Source organism: Flagellimonas meridianipacifica, assembly GCF_003001695.1.
Taxonomy (GTDB): Bacteria; Bacteroidota; Bacteroidia; order Flavobacteriales; family Flavobacteriaceae; genus Flagellimonas; species Flagellimonas meridianipacifica.
Genome location: NZ_PVYX01000003.1, coordinates 22755 through 37815, shown reverse-complemented (window position 1 = coordinate 37815; position 15061 = coordinate 22755). Strand labels below are relative to the sequence as shown.

The following is a 15061-nucleotide window of genomic DNA, read 5'->3' as shown; positions in this document are numbered from 1 at the left end:
CTTTGGTTTCACCATTTTTGCCTAAAATAATTCAAATGCCCACGATTTCTGAAAAGGGTAAAAAAATGCCCGCTTCACCAATTCGCAAGTTGGTTCCTTATGCGGAAGCAGCCAAAAAAAGAGGGACGCATGTTATCCACTTAAACATCGGACAGCCGGACATCAAAACCCCAAAGGTTGCCCTGGATGCCATAAGGAACAATACTATTGAAGTTTTGGCATACAGCATGACCGAAGGTTCTGAAGAATATCGAAAAAAGATTGCCAACTACTATAAAAAAAATGATATTTCAGTATCTCATGAAGAGATTATAGTAACCACAGGCGGGTCCGAGGCTCTTTCATTTGCAATGGGCACCATTATGGACCCTGATGATGAAATCATTATCCCAGAGCCTTTTTACGCCAATTATAATGGGTTTGCCACGGCATCTGGAGTAAATGTGGTACCAATTGTGTCTACTCTTGAGAACAACTTCTCATTACCTCCAATTGCTGAATTTGAAAAACGTATTACTTCAAAAACCAAAGCCATTCTCATTTGTAATCCAGGTAATCCAACGGGTTATCTCTACACTGAGGAAGAAATTAAACAATTGGCAGAATTGGTTAAAAAGCATAATCTTTTTCTTGTGGCTGATGAAGTTTACCGTGAGTTTACCTACGATGGAACCGAGCACTACTCTATTCTCCAACTTCCTGATTTGGAAGAACATGCCATAGTTGTGGATTCTGTATCGAAACGCTACAGTATGTGTGGAGCCAGAATTGGTTGTTTGGTATCCAAGAACAAAACGGTAATGGATACTGCCTTAAAGTTTGCACAAGCTAGATTATCTCCACCCACTTTTGCACAGATTGCCAGCGAGGCAGCGCTGGATACCCCTCAAGAATACTTTTACGATGTCATTGAGGAGTATGTTGAAAGGAGAAATATCCTAATTTCAGAACTTCAAAAAATAGATGGAGTTAAGGTAGCGGTTCCCAAAGGAGCTTTTTATTGTGTTGTTGAACTTCCAGTTGCTGATGCTGATGATTTTGCCCAATGGATTCTGGAAAGTTTTGAAATGGACGGTGAGACCGTAATGGTTGCTCCGGCTGCAGGATTTTACGCCACAGAGGGACTTGGAAAAAATCAAATTCGAATCGCCTATGTTCTTGAAAAGGAACAGCTTATAAAAGCGGTACATATTTTAAGTGAAGCTCTGAACACCTTTCCAAATAAGTGAAGATTCAAGAAAACATATCACTTAGAAAATACAATACTTTCGGCATAGATGTCTCTGCTAGATTCTTCGTGGAGATTACTGGTTTACTTCAGTTGCAAAAAGTACTTGAGTTAAAGGCGTATCCCAAAAAATTCATTCTTAGTGGAGGCAGCAACGTTTTATTGACCCAGGATATTGATGTCTTGGTTATGCACATCAATCTAAAAGGAATTTCAATCGAGGACGAAACCGATTCTGAAGTCGTACTCAAAGTTATGGCAGGAGAAAACTGGCATGATCTTGTACTTTGGAGTTTGGACAAGGGATATGGAGGTCTCGAAAACCTTTCATTGATTCCAGGTAACACAGGTACAGCCCCGATTCAGAATATTGGTGCCTATGGTGTTGAGTTAAAAGATGTCTTTGAAAGTTGCACAGCTATGGAAATAGCTACAGGTGAATTGGTTGAATTTGACCAAGATAGTTGTCAATTTGGTTATAGGGATTCCATTTTCAAAAACAAAGCCAAAGGAAAGTATATCATAACTTCAGTAAACCTTAGGTTAACCAAAGAAAATCATCAACTCAATACGAATTATGGCGCTATTGAGAATGAGCTAAAAAAACTGGGCATCGTATACCCTACTGTCCACGATGTCTCAAAAGCCGTCATTGCCATTCGCCGAAGCAAACTGCCAGACCCAGATGAGATTGGTAATAGTGGAAGTTTTTTCAAAAATCCTATTGTTTCCAAGAAAACCTTTGAAAGACTAAAAAAAAGCTATCCAGAAGTTCCTTCGTATCAGATTTCGAAGTCTGAGATTAAAATACCCGCAGGATGGCTTATCGAACAATGTGGTTTTAAAGGTAAACGCATTGGAGACGCTGGAGTGCATGAAAAACAAGCTTTGGTATTGGTCAATCACGGAAATGCTTCTGGAGAAGAAATATTGGATTTGGCAAAAACCATTCAAAGAACGGTCAATAAAAAATTCAAAATAGAAATAACACCAGAAGTGAATATAATAAGATAACCCCTGCATTGCTATGAATTACAGGGGTTATACCAAACCAAACTAACCAAAAACTTAATATAATGAGTGCTTTATCGCACCGTATTCTTAAAGTCAACGCTCAGCAAAACTGCTTTTTATATTTTAGCGTTGGTTTATATACGGTGCAAAACGTATTTTTAGATTTCGCCCCCAATAAATTTTACCTTAGAAACCTCAAATGAGCTCACTAATCGAAAAACATATTGTTACCCTTCTTGCGGAAAAGGATGACAAGGCTATATCATTATTGTATGAACATTATGGAGACACGCTATATGGTGTCGCTTACAAGGTGGTGAAGGATGATGACTTGGCCCAAGATATCCTTCAGGAAAGCTTCATTAAAATTTGGAAAAAAGCGGACACCTATGATGTCTCAAAAGCCAAGCTTTTTACATGGCTTTTCAGAATTACAAGGAATACGGCAATCGACAAGCTACGGAGTATAAACAATAAAATGGACAAAGAAGTCCAAATTGACGTTTCTGACGTATATAATGTTGGAGTGGAAGGTATTAGGCCTGATGTCTTGGACATGCAGGATAATCTCGAAAAAATTGAGCCTAAATACCAAATAGTTCTTGAAGCTTTGTTTTTTCAAGGAATGACCCAACAGGAAGCCAGTGATGAACTGGATATTCCCCTGGGAACCATAAAGTCCCGACTTAAAATAGGTTTACGGGAACTTGGGAAACTGTATAAAGTGTCGACAACACTGCTCTTAATATTAAATATTTTGCCATGAAAGAAAAAATACTATCCTTCTTAGAATCAGATGTTTTGGAGAAATACCTCATTGGAGATGCTACCAAAGAGGAATCTTCCCAAGCTGAACGCTATATTGCCATGTATCCTGAGGTTCGCAAGGTATATAACGAGCTTCAAGATAATTTAGAGGCCTATGCCAAGCTCTATGCACGAAAGACGCCTGAGGGCCTAAAAGAAATAATTCTTCATAGTGCCAAAAGACAAAAGTCCTCCAATATTAGTTTATGGAGATACGCGGTAGCGGCGAGCGTAGCCATTTTGGTATTCGCAGGGTCTTCCTTGTTCTTTTGGAACCAAAACAAAAGCTTGCAGCAAGAAAATACCTTGGTCAACAACAAAATCAAGTATTTGGAAGAGAACATGAAGAACCAGTTGGAAGATGTGCGAAACCAATTTATTGTTCTTAATAACCCAGATACAAAAAAGTATTCCGTTAAGGGAAAAAAGGAAGGGAAGGAGCTTAAGGCGGTTGCCTATATCAATCCAGTAAAAAAGCTTTCATATATAAATGTCAGCAACGTACCTCAACTTCCAGAAAACAAGTGTTTTCAGATGTGGGCCGAGGTTAACGGTGAGCTTGTAAACCTTGGGGTTATCAAACAATTGGACGATAAGGATAAACTTCTTGCCATCCCTTACGCAGACAATGCCATAGGCTATATTACCATAGAGCCGAAAGGTGGTAATACTTCACCATCGGTACAGAATATTGTGGCAAATATTATGTATTAAGCAAACTTTTCTAAAGTTACCTTAAACAGGATCCCTAATAGTTCGGTATTTCGTAATTTTGCTTAAAATTTCGACTATGGAATTAATATTGCTTACAATAGGCCTTCTTGGAATAGCACTTGCCGGAATAACCATCAAAATATGGTCAAAAAAAGATGGAAAGTTCGCAGGGACCTGCGCTAGCCAAAGTCCGTTTCTAAACAAAGAAGGGGAAGCTTGTGGTTATTGTGGAAAACTCCCAAGCGAGCAGGACTGCAAGAAAGATTCCGTGGTAGAGGTCTAAACATTACCAAAAAGGCTCACCTCCAGCAAACATAGACTTTGAGCAAAACAGATTCCATTAAGGAAAACATCCAAAGAGCAAAGGAAGGAAACCAGATCGCTTTCAGTTTTCTTTTGGACACCTTCTGGAACGATGTCTATGGTTTTCAGTTGCTTCGGACCAAAAACGAAAATGATGCCGAAGACATTACTATACGAACTTTTTCCAAGGCTTTTGATAGAATTGAAACCTACAACGAGGACTATGAGTTCCGTACTTGGTTGATTACCATTTCCAAGAACCTTCATGTGGATTTAATCCGCAAAAGAAACAGAAACGTGCTGGAAGAAATGGACAGCCACGGAGAGGCCGTACATAGGGTTTTGGATGAGACCCCTACGGTCGAAGACCAACTCATCATCGAACAGAATCTGGCCAGCCTTTTGCAGGATATCAAAAAAATGAAACCACATTATCAAAAGGTGATTAACCTAAGGTATTTTAATGAGTTGAGCTACGCGGACATAGCCAAAGAACTTGATGAACCTATAAACAATATCAAGGTCAAACTGCTACGTGCCAAAAAGTTGTTGGCGGAGATAATCAAAAAAAAGTAGCTTTCAATCTAAGTTTATCATCCTATCGCAGTTTCGTATCTTTGTACATCTAAAAAATTGATATGAGCACTACAACGGTCGAAAGCGTTGCACCACCTAAAGGGAAACCCAAATGGCTTCGTGTCAAACTTCCAACAGGGAAAAAATACACCCAGTTAAGAGGGTTGGTTGACAAGTACGATTTACATACCATTTGTACTTCTGGAAGTTGTCCCAATATGGGCGAATGTTGGGGAGAGGGTACAGCTACCTTCATGATTTTGGGCAATATCTGTACACGTTCCTGTGGTTTTTGTGGTGTTAAGACGGGGAGACCAGAAAGTGTTGATTGGGCAGAACCCGAAAAAGTAGCACGTTCCATTAAAATAATGGGTATCAAACATGCGGTGGTCACCTCAGTAGACCGCGACGACCTTAAGGATATGGGGTCCATTATTTGGGCTGAGACCGTTAAGGCCATTCGAAGAATGAATCCCAACACTACCTTAGAGACTCTTATTCCAGATTTTCAAGGAATCGAAACGCATTTGGATAGAATTTTGGAGGCGGCACCAGAAGTTATCTCCCATAATATGGAAACCGTAAGAAGACTGACCCGTGAGGTTCGTATTCAGGCTAAATATGACCGAAGTCTAGGCGTTTTGGATTATTTGAAGAAAAACGGAGCCAGAAGGACCAAATCCGGAATTATGCTAGGACTGGGCGAAATGGAAGAAGAAGTAATACGTACCATGGAAGATTTACGTTCCGTGGATGTTGATGTGGTAACTATTGGACAATATCTACAACCTTCAAAAAAACATTTGCCCGTGAAAGAATTCATTCTTCCAGAACAATTCAAAAAGTATGAAGAAATCGGTTTGGAAATGGGGTTCAGGCATGTAGAAAGCGGTGCTCTGGTACGTTCGTCCTACAAGGCACATAAGCACATTGACTAATCCTCTTTTTGTTTTTCTCTTTTTATGAAACGCATTACCATTGGAATAAACGGTTTCGGTCGTATTGGTCGCACACTTTTCCGATTATTGGAAAAACGGCCAGATATCCAAGTTGCTGTAATCAATGACTTGGCGGATGCCCCTACCCTAGCCCATCTTTTGAAGTATGATAGCATTCATGGAAGCTTCGATGCAACCATTTCCACAGAAGGGGGCAGTATGCTAATAAACAACCATTCAGTACAGGTACTAAATCACCAAAATCCCGGTAAAATCCCATGGGGTGATTATGGAGTGGATATTGTAATAGAAGCTACGGGCAAGTTTAAAACAAAGGAAGTACTTGAAAAACACATTGAGAACGGAGCCAAAAAAGTAATTCTTTCCGTACCTCCACAGGAAGACTCCATCAAAATGATTGTAATGGGCGTCAATGAAGAGTTTCTTACCCAAAATGACCATATTATTTCCAATGCATCCTGCACCACCAACAATGCTGCACCAATGATAAAGGTTATTGATGAGCTTTGTGGTATAGACCAGGCATACATTACCACGATACATTCCTATACTTCGGACCAAAGTCTGCACGATAGGCCGCATCGCGATTTAAGGCGTTCTAGGGCCGCTTCGCAATCCATAATTCCCACTACCACTGGGGCGGCAAAAGCCCTTACCAAAATTTTCCCTAATTTGTCAGATGTTATTGGTGGCTGTGGTATACGTGTACCGGTACCCAATGGGTCGCTAACAGACATTACATTCAATGTAAAACGGGAGACATCCATACAGGAGGTAAATCAGGTTTTTGAACAACGTGCAAACCAAGATTTGAAAAATGTATTGAAATACACAGAAGACCCTATAGTTTCCATTGATATAAACAATAGTTGTTATTCTTGTACGTTTGATTCTTTGATGACCTCCGTTATTGGTAAAATGGTCAAAATAATCGGATGGTACGATAATGAAACTGGATATTGTTCCAGAATAATTGATGTAATCGATTTATTTATAAGGAAGAATTACGTTTGATTTTGAGCTCAACCCACAATCGCATAAGCGGTAAAATCCTCATTTTGCTGTGCATAATTCTATGCACCCAACTGGGAATGGCCCAAAATGACATAAGTTCCACATCCCAAGTACAATCCATTTTCGACGATTTTCTAAAATATCGCCATCAAAACAAGATGGATAAGGCCTTGGAAAGCCTCAATGAAGCCTCTGAAATAGCGGAGAACAATGAAGATGCCAAGTTACTGTTGGACACATATCATCAGTACTCTCGAATATATTTGGAAGAAGGTGATCGCGAAACGGCACTTTTTTATTGGGACAGGGCCAGTATTCTTCTAAAGGACCTCTCGTATCCATTTGGAAATGCTTTCCATAAATATTTGGAAGCTTGCATTCGGTTTGATGAAGGAAACAATTTTCAGGCATTAAAACTTCTGGAAGAATCCAGAACACTGAGCAACAATAGAAATTTGGGGAACAACATACTTTTATTGGAAGGGTATATCTATTCCAACATCGAAAAGTATGAGGAGGCAAAAACTAATTTGAATGCCCTGATTGTCAATTCTGACGATAAGGAAAGACCTTATCTTGCTACAAAAGCCAATATCCAACTTGCTAAAATAAGTAGGATACAAGATGATTTGGAAGATGGTATAATGCACTCCAAGGCTGCTCTGGAACTATCGCAAAAGTATAGTTACTACAAAGAAATAAAAGCTGCAAATCAACTCCTTTCGGATATTTATGAAAAAACGGCAAGCTATGAAGAGTCGCTTTTTTACCGAAAGAATTTGGAGCAAATCAAAGATTCACTATTCAACATAGACAAGGTAAAGCTTGAAGCAAAAACTGCCGATAAGATTCGATTTGACCATCAAATGAATGAAATCAATAAGTTGACGGCGAAAAATGAAGAGCTAAGTGAATCTAAGAACCGCTCGGAGATTACTGCTATACTTACCTCGGCGTTTTTGACCATTATCTCCCTATTGGCCGTATCGCTCTTTAGAAATAACCAGATAAAGCTCAAGACCAACGACCTTCTCTACACGAAGAACAAAGAACTTGAGCTGGCAAGGGATGCTGCGGTATCTGCTATGGAAGCAAAAACTAATTTCCTTTCAACAGTAACGCATGAATTAAGAACTCCACTTTATGCGGTTACGGGATTAACCCATTTGCTCTTGGAAGAAAATCCGGCCGACCATCAAAAAGAGCATCTAAAATCATTGAAATTCTCGGGTGACTACTTATTGAACTTTATCAACGATATTCTTCAAATTAATAAAATTGATGCCGATAAATTGGAACCTTTGAACATCGAGTTCAAACTGGAGAAAGTATTGGCAGATGTGGTCGACTCTTTACAGCAAAATGCGAACGAGAACAACACAAAACTTATACTCGATTACGATTCCAACATACCCAAACAATTACTGGGTGACCCATTGAAACTTTCCCAGATTTTCATGAACCTGGTTGGAAATGCGCTCAAGTTCACCAAAGAAGGAAAAGTTGAGGTCATTGCCAAATTGCTTAGAAAGGAAGAAGATCAGGTAACACTGTATTTTGAGGTTAAGGATAATGGAATAGGTATTTCCGAAGAACAACAGATGCACATATTTGATAGTTTTGAACAAGGTTCGGTTCAAATCAATAGAGAATATGGCGGTACAGGTCTTGGCCTTACCATTGTAAAGAGTCTCTTGGGATTATTTGATAGTAAAATCCATTTGGAGAGTGAAGTAGGACATGGCAGCTCTTTCTTTTTTGAAATGAACCTTAAACTGGATAACAACACACTAGAGGAGATTGCTTTCGAACTAAATCCCGAAGAGTTCAACTTTAAAGGTTTGCATGTTCTTGTGGTTGAGGATAACAAAATCAACCAGGTCATAACCAAGAAAATGTTGAGCAAAAAGGAAATTACTTGCGATATTGCCAACAATGGTAACGAGGCCATAGATTTGGCAAAAGCCAATACCTATGACGCCATTTTGATGGATATCCATATGCCCGGAATCAGCGGTGAAGAGGCCACCCGACAAATTCGAAAATTTGATATGGAAATCCCCATTATAGCCCTTACCGCAATTTCGCTGGACGATAGTTTAGACAGTTTTTACCAAGCGGGCTGTAATGATGTGGTGACCAAACCCTTCAAGCCTGAAGTTTTCTATCAAAAAATTGGGGAGAATATCTTTAGGAAAAAGACCGGTGGCGTCGTTTAGAACAGAGCAGATAGTTTATCTTCCAAAATAGCCTTATCCTGTTTTGAGAAACAATGGGATATTTCTAGATAATACAGTTCATCAACCCTTCCCTCTAGTCTAACATAGTCCTTTTCTGTGGTTAAAATCATATCAAAACCGTTGAACTTTTCGACTTCATTTTCCGTAAAATAATGATGGTCTCCAAATTCAAGATGCTGAAATTGGATTCCTTTGGATTCCAAAAACGTAGTAAAAGGTTTTGGCATGGCGATTCCCGTAACAACGGCCACCTTTTTATTTTCAAAATCCTTCCATTCTTTGGATTTTCCAGAACTGTGCTTCACTAAGTCAGCATAAACAAACCAGCTCAACAAGACACTTTGACCTTTTTTTGGTTTCAATTTCTCAACTATCCTTTTTCTCTCCGCTTCAGAGGGTTCTTGAGGGCATTTAGTAACCACAATAATATCCGCTCTATGCGATTCCCCTTTACTATCTCTGAGGTTACCGGTGGGCAAATACCAATCATCAACATACAAATTGGAATATGTGGTTAAAAGAATTGAAAAAGATGGAATTACCTTACGATGTTGAAATGCATCGTCCAACAATATTGCATCTGACCTATTCAACTTCATGAGTTCTTCGATTCCATTTTGCCTGCTGTTATCCACAGCAACTTGGACCTGAGGGAACTTTTTGTGTATCTGAAAAGGTTCATCCCCCAAATCGGCCACAGTACTTGAAGAGTTTCCCAAAACAAAGCCCTCTGATATTCGTTTGTATCCCCTGCTTAGCACTGCTACTTCCTTATCTTTCAAAATCCCAACAAGGTACTCTATCATTGGAGTTTTACCCGTACCGCCCACACTTAGATTACCAACACATACAGTAGGAATATCATACTTCTTTGAAGAGAACCAACCCCAATCGTAAAATCGGTTTCTGACGTAAACCACAAGTGCATAAACCAGGGAAATTGGGAAAGCTATGATTCTTAGGACACGCCACATAGAGCGAAAATATAATATTTTATCTTTAGCCATATTTAATTTTTCCCATGAGAATACAGGATGTTGCCCGGATAATTGAAGAACTTGCCCCTTTGGCTCATGCCGAAGATTTTGATAATGTTGGTCTTTTGGTTGGCAATCCCCAAAACGAAGTAACTGGAATATTGGTCACTCTGGATACCTTGGAGAATGTCGTGGATGAGGCCATTGAGAAAGGTCGCAACCTAATAGTCAGTTTTCATCCCATCATCTTCATGGGGCTCAAGCGATTAACAGGAGCAAATTATGTGGAACGTGCGGTTATAAAGGCAATCGCAAACAATATTGCCATTTACAGCATTCATACCGCTCTGGACAACAATCAATTTGGAGTAAATCGAAAAATCTGTGAGGTTTTGGGTATTCAAAATCCAGAAATATTGATTCCCAAAAAAAACACCCTAAAAAAGTTGACCACCTATGCTCCACAAAAGGATGCTGAAACGCTCAAACAGGCTTTATTTAACTCAGGAGCCGGAAACATTGGAAAGTATAGTCATTGCAGTTTTAGCACAGAAGGATTAGGAAGTTTTAAAGCAGAGGAAGGGGCCAATCCCACTTTGGGAGAAATTGGTAAAACCCATTTTGAAAACGAAGTTCAAATCAATGTGGTTTTTTCCTTCGAAAAAGAAAACCAAGTTGTCAAAGCCCTGTTGGAAAACCATCCCTATGAGGAGGTAGCCTATGAAATCTATTCAATGGATAATCCCAACTCTAAAATGGGCATGGGCATGGTTGGCAATTTGAAGGAAGAAATGGATGTAGACCTGTTTTTGTCAAGTGTTAAGCAAAAAATGAACGTCCCTTCCATCAGACATTCACAATTTTTGAAGAAAAAAATCAAAAAAGTAGCCGTTTTGGGAGGCAGTGGAGGATTTGCCATTGGAGCGGCCAAAAAAGTAAAAGCTGATGTTTTTTTAACGGCAGACCTAAAATATCATCAATTCTTTGAAGCCGAAAACCAAATTGTTTTGGCAGATATCGGACACTTTGAATCTGAGCAGTTTACAAAAGACTTATTGGTTGATTATCTTAAGAAAAAAATTCCTAATTTTGCAGTCGCGTTATCGGAAAGTATAACAAATCCCATCAAGTATTTATAATATATGGCGAATAAAAATGAAAGCATCACTGTTGAGGAGAAGCTAAGAGCGCTTTACGACCTTCAGTTGATTGACTCAAGAGTGGACGAAATACGTAATGTTAGAGGTGAGCTTCCTTTGGAGGTACAAGATTTGGAAGATGAAGTATTGGGCCTTAAAACACGTATGGACAAGTTGAAGACCGATGTGGAAACCATCAATTTTGAAATAGCGGCCAAGAAAAACCTTATTGAAGAGTCCAAAGCCTTGATGAAAAAGTATGCGGAGCAACAAAAGAATGTCCGTAACAGCCGCGAATTCAACTCATTGAGCAAGGAAATTGAATTCCAAGAGTTGGAAATTCAATTGGCAGAGAAAAACATCAAGGAGTTCAAGGCACAAATTGAGCAAAAGAAAGAGGTTGTTTCAGAAACCAAAGAAAAACTTACCGAGCGTGAAAATCACCTAAAGCATAAAAAAGGGGAGTTGGACGCTATTTTGGCAGAAACTGAAAAGGAAGAAAAAGCGTTACTTAAAAAATCCGAGGAATTCGAGGAAAAAATAGAGGAACGTTTGGTACAGGCCTACAAGCGCATTCGTCATAACGTAAAGAACGGATTGGCTGTGGTTCCAGTTGAGCGTGGAGCTTCTGGAGGTTCATTTTTTACCATTCCACCTCAAGTTCAAGTTGAGATTGCTTCCCGCAAAAAAATTATCACGGATGAACACAGCGGAAGGATTCTAGTAGATCCTTTATTGGCAGAAGAGGAGCAAGACAAAATGCAACAGCTTTTTGAAAAAATATAAAGGATTCCTTTTCCTTTGGAAAAAGCCACTCTTTGAGTGGCTTTTTTAGTATTTTACCTTATGAAATCTTTGTTTCTCATACTATGTTTTGCCTTTAGTTTTCAATGCTTCGGGCAGGAATTGAATGAATATCGATGGAAAAATCGATTGATAGTTCTGGTAAGTGAGGAATCAAATGCGCCAAAGGCCAAACAACAGCTAAAACTCTTAAATCAAAATAACAAGGACCTGCTAGATAGAGATATAGTGTTACTCCAAAGAGGACCTGGTTCCCAGGATTTATTACAGTTTTCAATTGCCCCAAATTTTCAAGGGATACTGCTAATCGGAAAAGATGGAGGACTAAAATTGAAAAAGCCATTTATAGTAGCCCCTCAGAAAATTTTTGATTCAGTGGATTCCATGCCCATGAGGCGAGCAGAAATGCGAAAAATGGACAAACACTGATTTCAAATCCTGAAGCAGTGCAGGAGAGGAAGTATTCCTATCTGAACTCAATGCCAAAAAAATTCCGTTTATCCCAACCAACCTCCTTTTGAACCACAGTTTAGTTGGTTTCGGCAAAACTCTATTCCTTGTCCCGGAATTTAGAGGGTAACTTAGTGCATAACAAATCTTAAACCATCAAACTATGAAAAAAGAATATACTACTTACTACGTTTTTCTTGGATTGTTTTCTACAATGATATTGGCTTCCTTATACAAACATTTGTTTGCTTATGATGCTATGGTGTATGAATATGCGAAGCTTGGATATCCCGAACATTTGGTAAAACCCTTGGCTATAGCTCAATTCATTGGCCTATGTTTAATTTTCTACAACAAAAGCAAAAGACTTCTGGAATGGGCATATGCTGGTTTCATCTTAAACTTAGTTTTCGCAATCATTGCGCATTGTGTTTCCAAATATGGAAATGGAGCACCCGCCGTGATTTGTTTGGTCCTATTGTTCACGACCTATTTTCTAGGCAAGCGAAGAAAATCCGAAAAACAACACGAAAAATCTCCATTCCACGTTCAAGGTGCTTAAAACAAGAAGGCGGTTCTGAAAAGTCCGCCTTTTTTATAAATAGGATAGAATCTGTTCCTCGACTTCCAAAGAATCCCAATTTTCTTCAATATTGGGCGTTTGCATGATGTTTTTCATAATCGCTTCTTGCCTATCCCCTATCTCCAATGCTTCCGAGTAGGGCCTATCTGAGAAAGTAACCCGGCTATAGACCGGTATCCACTTCTCCGGATGCCTTTCAGTAAACCGTTTTTCAATTTTCTTTTGAAGTAAGAATTTTGGGTCTGCTGTTTTGCTGCTCATTTCGACAAAATTTCTGTAACTCAATTCAGCAATGGCATCGGCATTGGGCTTTCTTAGTTTTTGATAGTGTTCAAAAATGGCATCCCAGTCATCCCCAAACTTTTCAATCTGCTCGTTCAATACAAAAATGTCCTCAAACCCGGCATTCATACCTTGTCCATAGAAAGGCACGATTGCATGGGCAGAATCTCCCACCAAAGCCACTTTATTCCAATAAGTCCACGGATAGCACTTCATTGTTACCATGGCACTGGTTGGGTTTCTAAAAAAGTCACCGGTCAAATCCTCTATTTCCTTACGAACATTAGGAAAATAGGTTTTAAAGAATTGCTTGGCTTCTTTTTCGGTAGTGATGTTATCGAAGGACACCTCTCCTTCAAAAGGCAAAAACAAGGTACACGTAAAACTTCCGTCCAAATTTGGCAAGGCAATCAACATAAAGTTACCTCTAGGCCAGATATGGAAGGAATTCTTATCCAGTTTATGGGTACCATCCGCATTGGGTGGAATGGTCAATTCCTTATAGCCCACATCAATGAAATCTTGGGAATAATCAAAGCGGCTTCTACGTTGCATCTTGTGCCGTACACGTGAAAAGGCACCATCACAACCAAAAATCATGTCAAATTCATACTCTTTCCATTCACTTTTCTCTGACTCTCCAGTATAGATTTTTGCTTCAGGAAGGTTCACATCCCATACTTTTTCATTGAACTGGAAAACGGTTCCGGCCTGCTCTGCCAAATCAATCATTTTCCGGTTCAATATACCACGGGAAATGGACCAAATCGCCTCGCCTTCCTTACCATAAGATTGAAAGTACATTGGCTTGTCCACAACATGCATGGCCCGTTTATCCATCGGAATGGCAATTTCTTTGATGGTTTCTTCAAGACCTACTTTACGAAGCGACCTCCATCCCCTATTGCTCATAGCTAGATTGATGGAACGGCCTGAGAATTCAACAGTACGGATATCCGGTCGACGGTCAAAAACCGTAATCGAATGTCCTTGTTTTCTTAAATATATCGCTAGTAGGGAACCCACCAATCCTGAACCGATGATGGCGATGTTTTTCGGAGTCTGTACCATTAGGTGACTTGAGGTGAAATTTTGTTGAACCACTAAAATAAGGAATTTGACCCGTATGCAACCTTTAACCGAATCATCCACAAACTTTTTTATTTTTGTTTATCATTTTTGTACTTTTGTTAAACAAACTATGATACACCTTTCAAAAAAAGCTATTAGAACTTTACCTTCGAGACACAAGGCGAACCTTGTTAATACCGTTTCCGGTTATAAATCCGCTAATCTCATCGCCTCAAAATCAAAAGATGGGACAACCAATGTGGCCATTTTCAACTCGGTTATTCACTTGGGAAGTAATCCGGCACTTCTGGGTTTTGTACTTCGGCCTTTAACTGTGGAACGCCATACGTATGACAACATCAAAGCCTCTTCCACCTATACCATAAACGCTGTTACCGAAGAAATTTACAAAAGGGCCCACGCTACCTCAGCTAAATACAGAAAAGACGAGTCGGAATTTACAAAAACAGGACTGACCGAAAGTTACCAAGGCGACTTTCCTTCTCCTTTTGTGAAAGAAAGCCCTATCCAAATTGGATGTTCCTATGTCAATGAATATGAAATACAGGAAAACGGATGTATTCTTATGGTAGGTGCCATTGAAGACATTTATATCAAGGAATCCGTTTTGTTAGATGATTTCTGGGCCAAACTTGATGAAGCCAATTTGGTATCCATCGTGGGGCTGGATGGGTATGCCAAACCTAAAATAACGGACCGACTTTCATATGCCAAGCCGGACGAAACTTTAGAATCCCTTATTCATGGCGCACAAAAAAGTGAATCTTCCCACTAAAATCTGTGCAGTGTGCGGTAAACCTTTTACTTGGCGAAAAAAATGGGAAAAGGATTGGGAAGCAGTAAAATATTGCAGCCAACGTTGCAAAAAATCAAAGTAAG

At 39.5% G+C, this 15061-nt stretch carries 17 protein-coding genes; 15 read left to right on the top strand and 2 right to left on the bottom strand.

The window, feature by feature from the left end; translation table 11 throughout:
* The first annotated feature begins 35 nt into the window (after positions 1-35).
* The 9 genes from CLV81_RS19565 to CLV81_RS19525 all read left to right on the top strand — a co-directional run bounded on the left by CLV81_RS19565 (position 36) and on the right by CLV81_RS19525 (position 8834).
* Positions 36-1229, top strand: coding sequence for a pyridoxal phosphate-dependent aminotransferase (locus tag CLV81_RS19565; RefSeq protein WP_106147814.1), 1194 nt, complete (start codon positions 36-38; stop codon positions 1227-1229).
* Positions 1226-2242 (top strand): UDP-N-acetylmuramate dehydrogenase, encoded by a 1017-nt coding sequence (murB, locus tag CLV81_RS19560; RefSeq protein ID WP_106147812.1) that lies wholly within the window; start codon positions 1226-1228, stop codon positions 2240-2242. The genes CLV81_RS19565 and murB overlap by 4 nt, the downstream gene beginning before the upstream one ends.
* A 199-nt stretch (positions 2243-2441) precedes the next feature.
* Positions 2442-3008 carry an RNA polymerase sigma factor gene (locus tag CLV81_RS19555; RefSeq protein ID WP_106147811.1) on the top strand — a complete coding sequence of 189 codons (567 nt, stop codon included), beginning with the start codon at positions 2442-2444 and terminating at the stop codon, positions 3006-3008.
* Positions 3005-3763, top strand: a complete 759-nt coding sequence (locus CLV81_RS19550; RefSeq protein WP_106147809.1) for an anti-sigma factor — start codon at positions 3005-3007, stop codon at positions 3761-3763. The genes CLV81_RS19555 and CLV81_RS19550 overlap by 4 nt, the downstream gene beginning before the upstream one ends.
* Before the next feature lie 76 nt (positions 3764-3839).
* Positions 3840-4046, top strand: coding sequence for a membrane or secreted protein (locus CLV81_RS19545; RefSeq protein WP_106147807.1), 207 nt, complete (start codon positions 3840-3842; stop codon positions 4044-4046).
* A 38-nt stretch (positions 4047-4084) separates the two neighbouring features.
* Positions 4085-4642 (top strand): RNA polymerase sigma factor, encoded by a 558-nt coding sequence (locus CLV81_RS19540; protein ID WP_106147805.1) that lies wholly within the window; start codon positions 4085-4087, stop codon positions 4640-4642.
* 62 nt (positions 4643-4704) lie between these two features.
* The gene (gene lipA, locus CLV81_RS19535; RefSeq protein WP_106147803.1) at positions 4705-5580 is read left to right on the top strand and encodes a lipoyl synthase; all 876 of its coding nucleotides are present in this window, start codon (positions 4705-4707) and stop codon (positions 5578-5580) included.
* A gap of 24 nt (positions 5581-5604) precedes the next feature.
* Positions 5605-6615: a type I glyceraldehyde-3-phosphate dehydrogenase gene (gene gap / locus CLV81_RS19530; RefSeq protein WP_106147801.1), complete on the top strand. Its 1011-nt coding sequence runs from the start codon at positions 5605-5607 to the stop codon at positions 6613-6615.
* A gap of 77 nt (positions 6616-6692) precedes the next feature.
* Positions 6693-8834, top strand: coding sequence for a tetratricopeptide repeat-containing hybrid sensor histidine kinase/response regulator (locus CLV81_RS19525; RefSeq protein ID WP_170068347.1), 2142 nt, complete (start codon positions 6693-6695; stop codon positions 8832-8834).
* Here the strand turns inward: CLV81_RS19525 and lpxK are convergent.
* On the bottom strand, positions 8831-9862 hold the full coding sequence (gene lpxK, locus CLV81_RS19520) for a tetraacyldisaccharide 4'-kinase (protein ID WP_245912111.1): 1032 nt from the start codon (positions 9860-9862) through the stop codon (positions 8831-8833). The genes CLV81_RS19525 and lpxK overlap by 4 nt on opposite strands.
* Before the next feature lie 14 nt (positions 9863-9876).
* Here lpxK and CLV81_RS19515 point away from each other — a divergent pair, with 14 nt between their 5' ends.
* From CLV81_RS19515 to CLV81_RS19500, 4 genes are all read left to right on the top strand, one after another.
* Positions 9877-10971, top strand: a complete 1095-nt coding sequence (locus tag CLV81_RS19515) for a Nif3-like dinuclear metal center hexameric protein (protein WP_106147795.1) — start codon at positions 9877-9879, stop codon at positions 10969-10971.
* A 3-nt stretch (positions 10972-10974) separates the two neighbouring features.
* Positions 10975-11757, top strand: coding sequence for a zinc ribbon domain-containing protein (locus tag CLV81_RS19510; protein WP_106147793.1), 783 nt, complete (start codon positions 10975-10977; stop codon positions 11755-11757).
* 60 nt (positions 11758-11817) lie between these two features.
* Entirely contained in the window at positions 11818-12204 is a 387-nt protein-coding gene (locus CLV81_RS19505) for a DUF4174 domain-containing protein (protein ID WP_106147791.1), read from the top strand.
* A gap of 184 nt (positions 12205-12388) precedes the next feature.
* The gene (locus CLV81_RS19500; RefSeq protein WP_106147790.1) at positions 12389-12787 is read left to right on the top strand and encodes a DoxX family protein; all 399 of its coding nucleotides are present in this window, start codon (positions 12389-12391) and stop codon (positions 12785-12787) included.
* Positions 12788-12820: 33 nt separating this feature from the next.
* On the opposite strand, the gene CLV81_RS19495 is transcribed toward CLV81_RS19500, so the two are convergent.
* Entirely contained in the window at positions 12821-14161 is a 1341-nt protein-coding gene (locus tag CLV81_RS19495) for an FAD-dependent oxidoreductase (RefSeq protein ID WP_106147788.1), read from the bottom strand.
* Between the two features lie 130 nt (positions 14162-14291).
* Between CLV81_RS19495 and CLV81_RS19490 the strand changes: the two genes are divergently transcribed.
* Together CLV81_RS19490 and CLV81_RS19485 are read left to right on the top strand one after the other, a co-directional pair.
* Positions 14292-14957 (top strand): flavin reductase family protein, encoded by a 666-nt coding sequence (locus CLV81_RS19490; protein ID WP_106148099.1) that lies wholly within the window; start codon positions 14292-14294, stop codon positions 14955-14957.
* Entirely contained in the window at positions 14926-15060 is a 135-nt protein-coding gene (locus CLV81_RS19485) for a DUF2256 domain-containing protein (RefSeq protein ID WP_106147786.1), read from the top strand. The genes CLV81_RS19490 and CLV81_RS19485 overlap by 32 nt, the downstream gene beginning before the upstream one ends.
* Position 15061 lies beyond the last annotated feature (1 nt).

Coding starts and splice junctions, on each gene's coding strand:
- CLV81_RS19565 (WP_106147814.1), top strand. CDS start 36: ATGCCCACGATTTCTGAAAAGGGTAAAAAAATGCCCGCTTCACCAATT.
- CLV81_RS19555 (WP_106147811.1), top strand. CDS start 2,442: ATGAGCTCACTAATCGAAAAACATATTGTTACCCTTCTTGCGGAAAAG.
- CLV81_RS19550 (WP_106147809.1), top strand. CDS start 3,005: ATGAAAGAAAAAATACTATCCTTCTTAGAATCAGATGTTTTGGAGAAA.
- CLV81_RS19545 (WP_106147807.1), top strand. CDS start 3,840: ATGGAATTAATATTGCTTACAATAGGCCTTCTTGGAATAGCACTTGCC.
- lipA (WP_106147803.1), top strand. CDS start 4,705: ATGAGCACTACAACGGTCGAAAGCGTTGCACCACCTAAAGGGAAACCC.
- gap (WP_106147801.1), top strand. CDS start 5,605: ATGAAACGCATTACCATTGGAATAAACGGTTTCGGTCGTATTGGTCGC.
- CLV81_RS19525 (WP_170068347.1), top strand. CDS start 6,693: ATGGCCCAAAATGACATAAGTTCCACATCCCAAGTACAATCCATTTTC.
- lpxK (WP_245912111.1), bottom strand. CDS start 9,862: ATGGCTAAAGATAAAATATTATATTTTCGCTCTATGTGGCGTGTCCTA.
- CLV81_RS19515 (WP_106147795.1), top strand. CDS start 9,877: ATGAGAATACAGGATGTTGCCCGGATAATTGAAGAACTTGCCCCTTTG.
- CLV81_RS19510 (WP_106147793.1), top strand. CDS start 10,975: ATGGCGAATAAAAATGAAAGCATCACTGTTGAGGAGAAGCTAAGAGCG.
- CLV81_RS19505 (WP_106147791.1), top strand. CDS start 11,818: ATGAAATCTTTGTTTCTCATACTATGTTTTGCCTTTAGTTTTCAATGC.
- CLV81_RS19500 (WP_106147790.1), top strand. CDS start 12,389: ATGAAAAAAGAATATACTACTTACTACGTTTTTCTTGGATTGTTTTCT.
- CLV81_RS19495 (WP_106147788.1), bottom strand. CDS start 14,161: ATGGTACAGACTCCGAAAAACATCGCCATCATCGGTTCAGGATTGGTG.
- CLV81_RS19490 (WP_106148099.1), top strand. CDS start 14,292: ATGATACACCTTTCAAAAAAAGCTATTAGAACTTTACCTTCGAGACAC.
- CLV81_RS19485 (WP_106147786.1), top strand. CDS start 14,926: ATGGCGCACAAAAAAGTGAATCTTCCCACTAAAATCTGTGCAGTGTGC.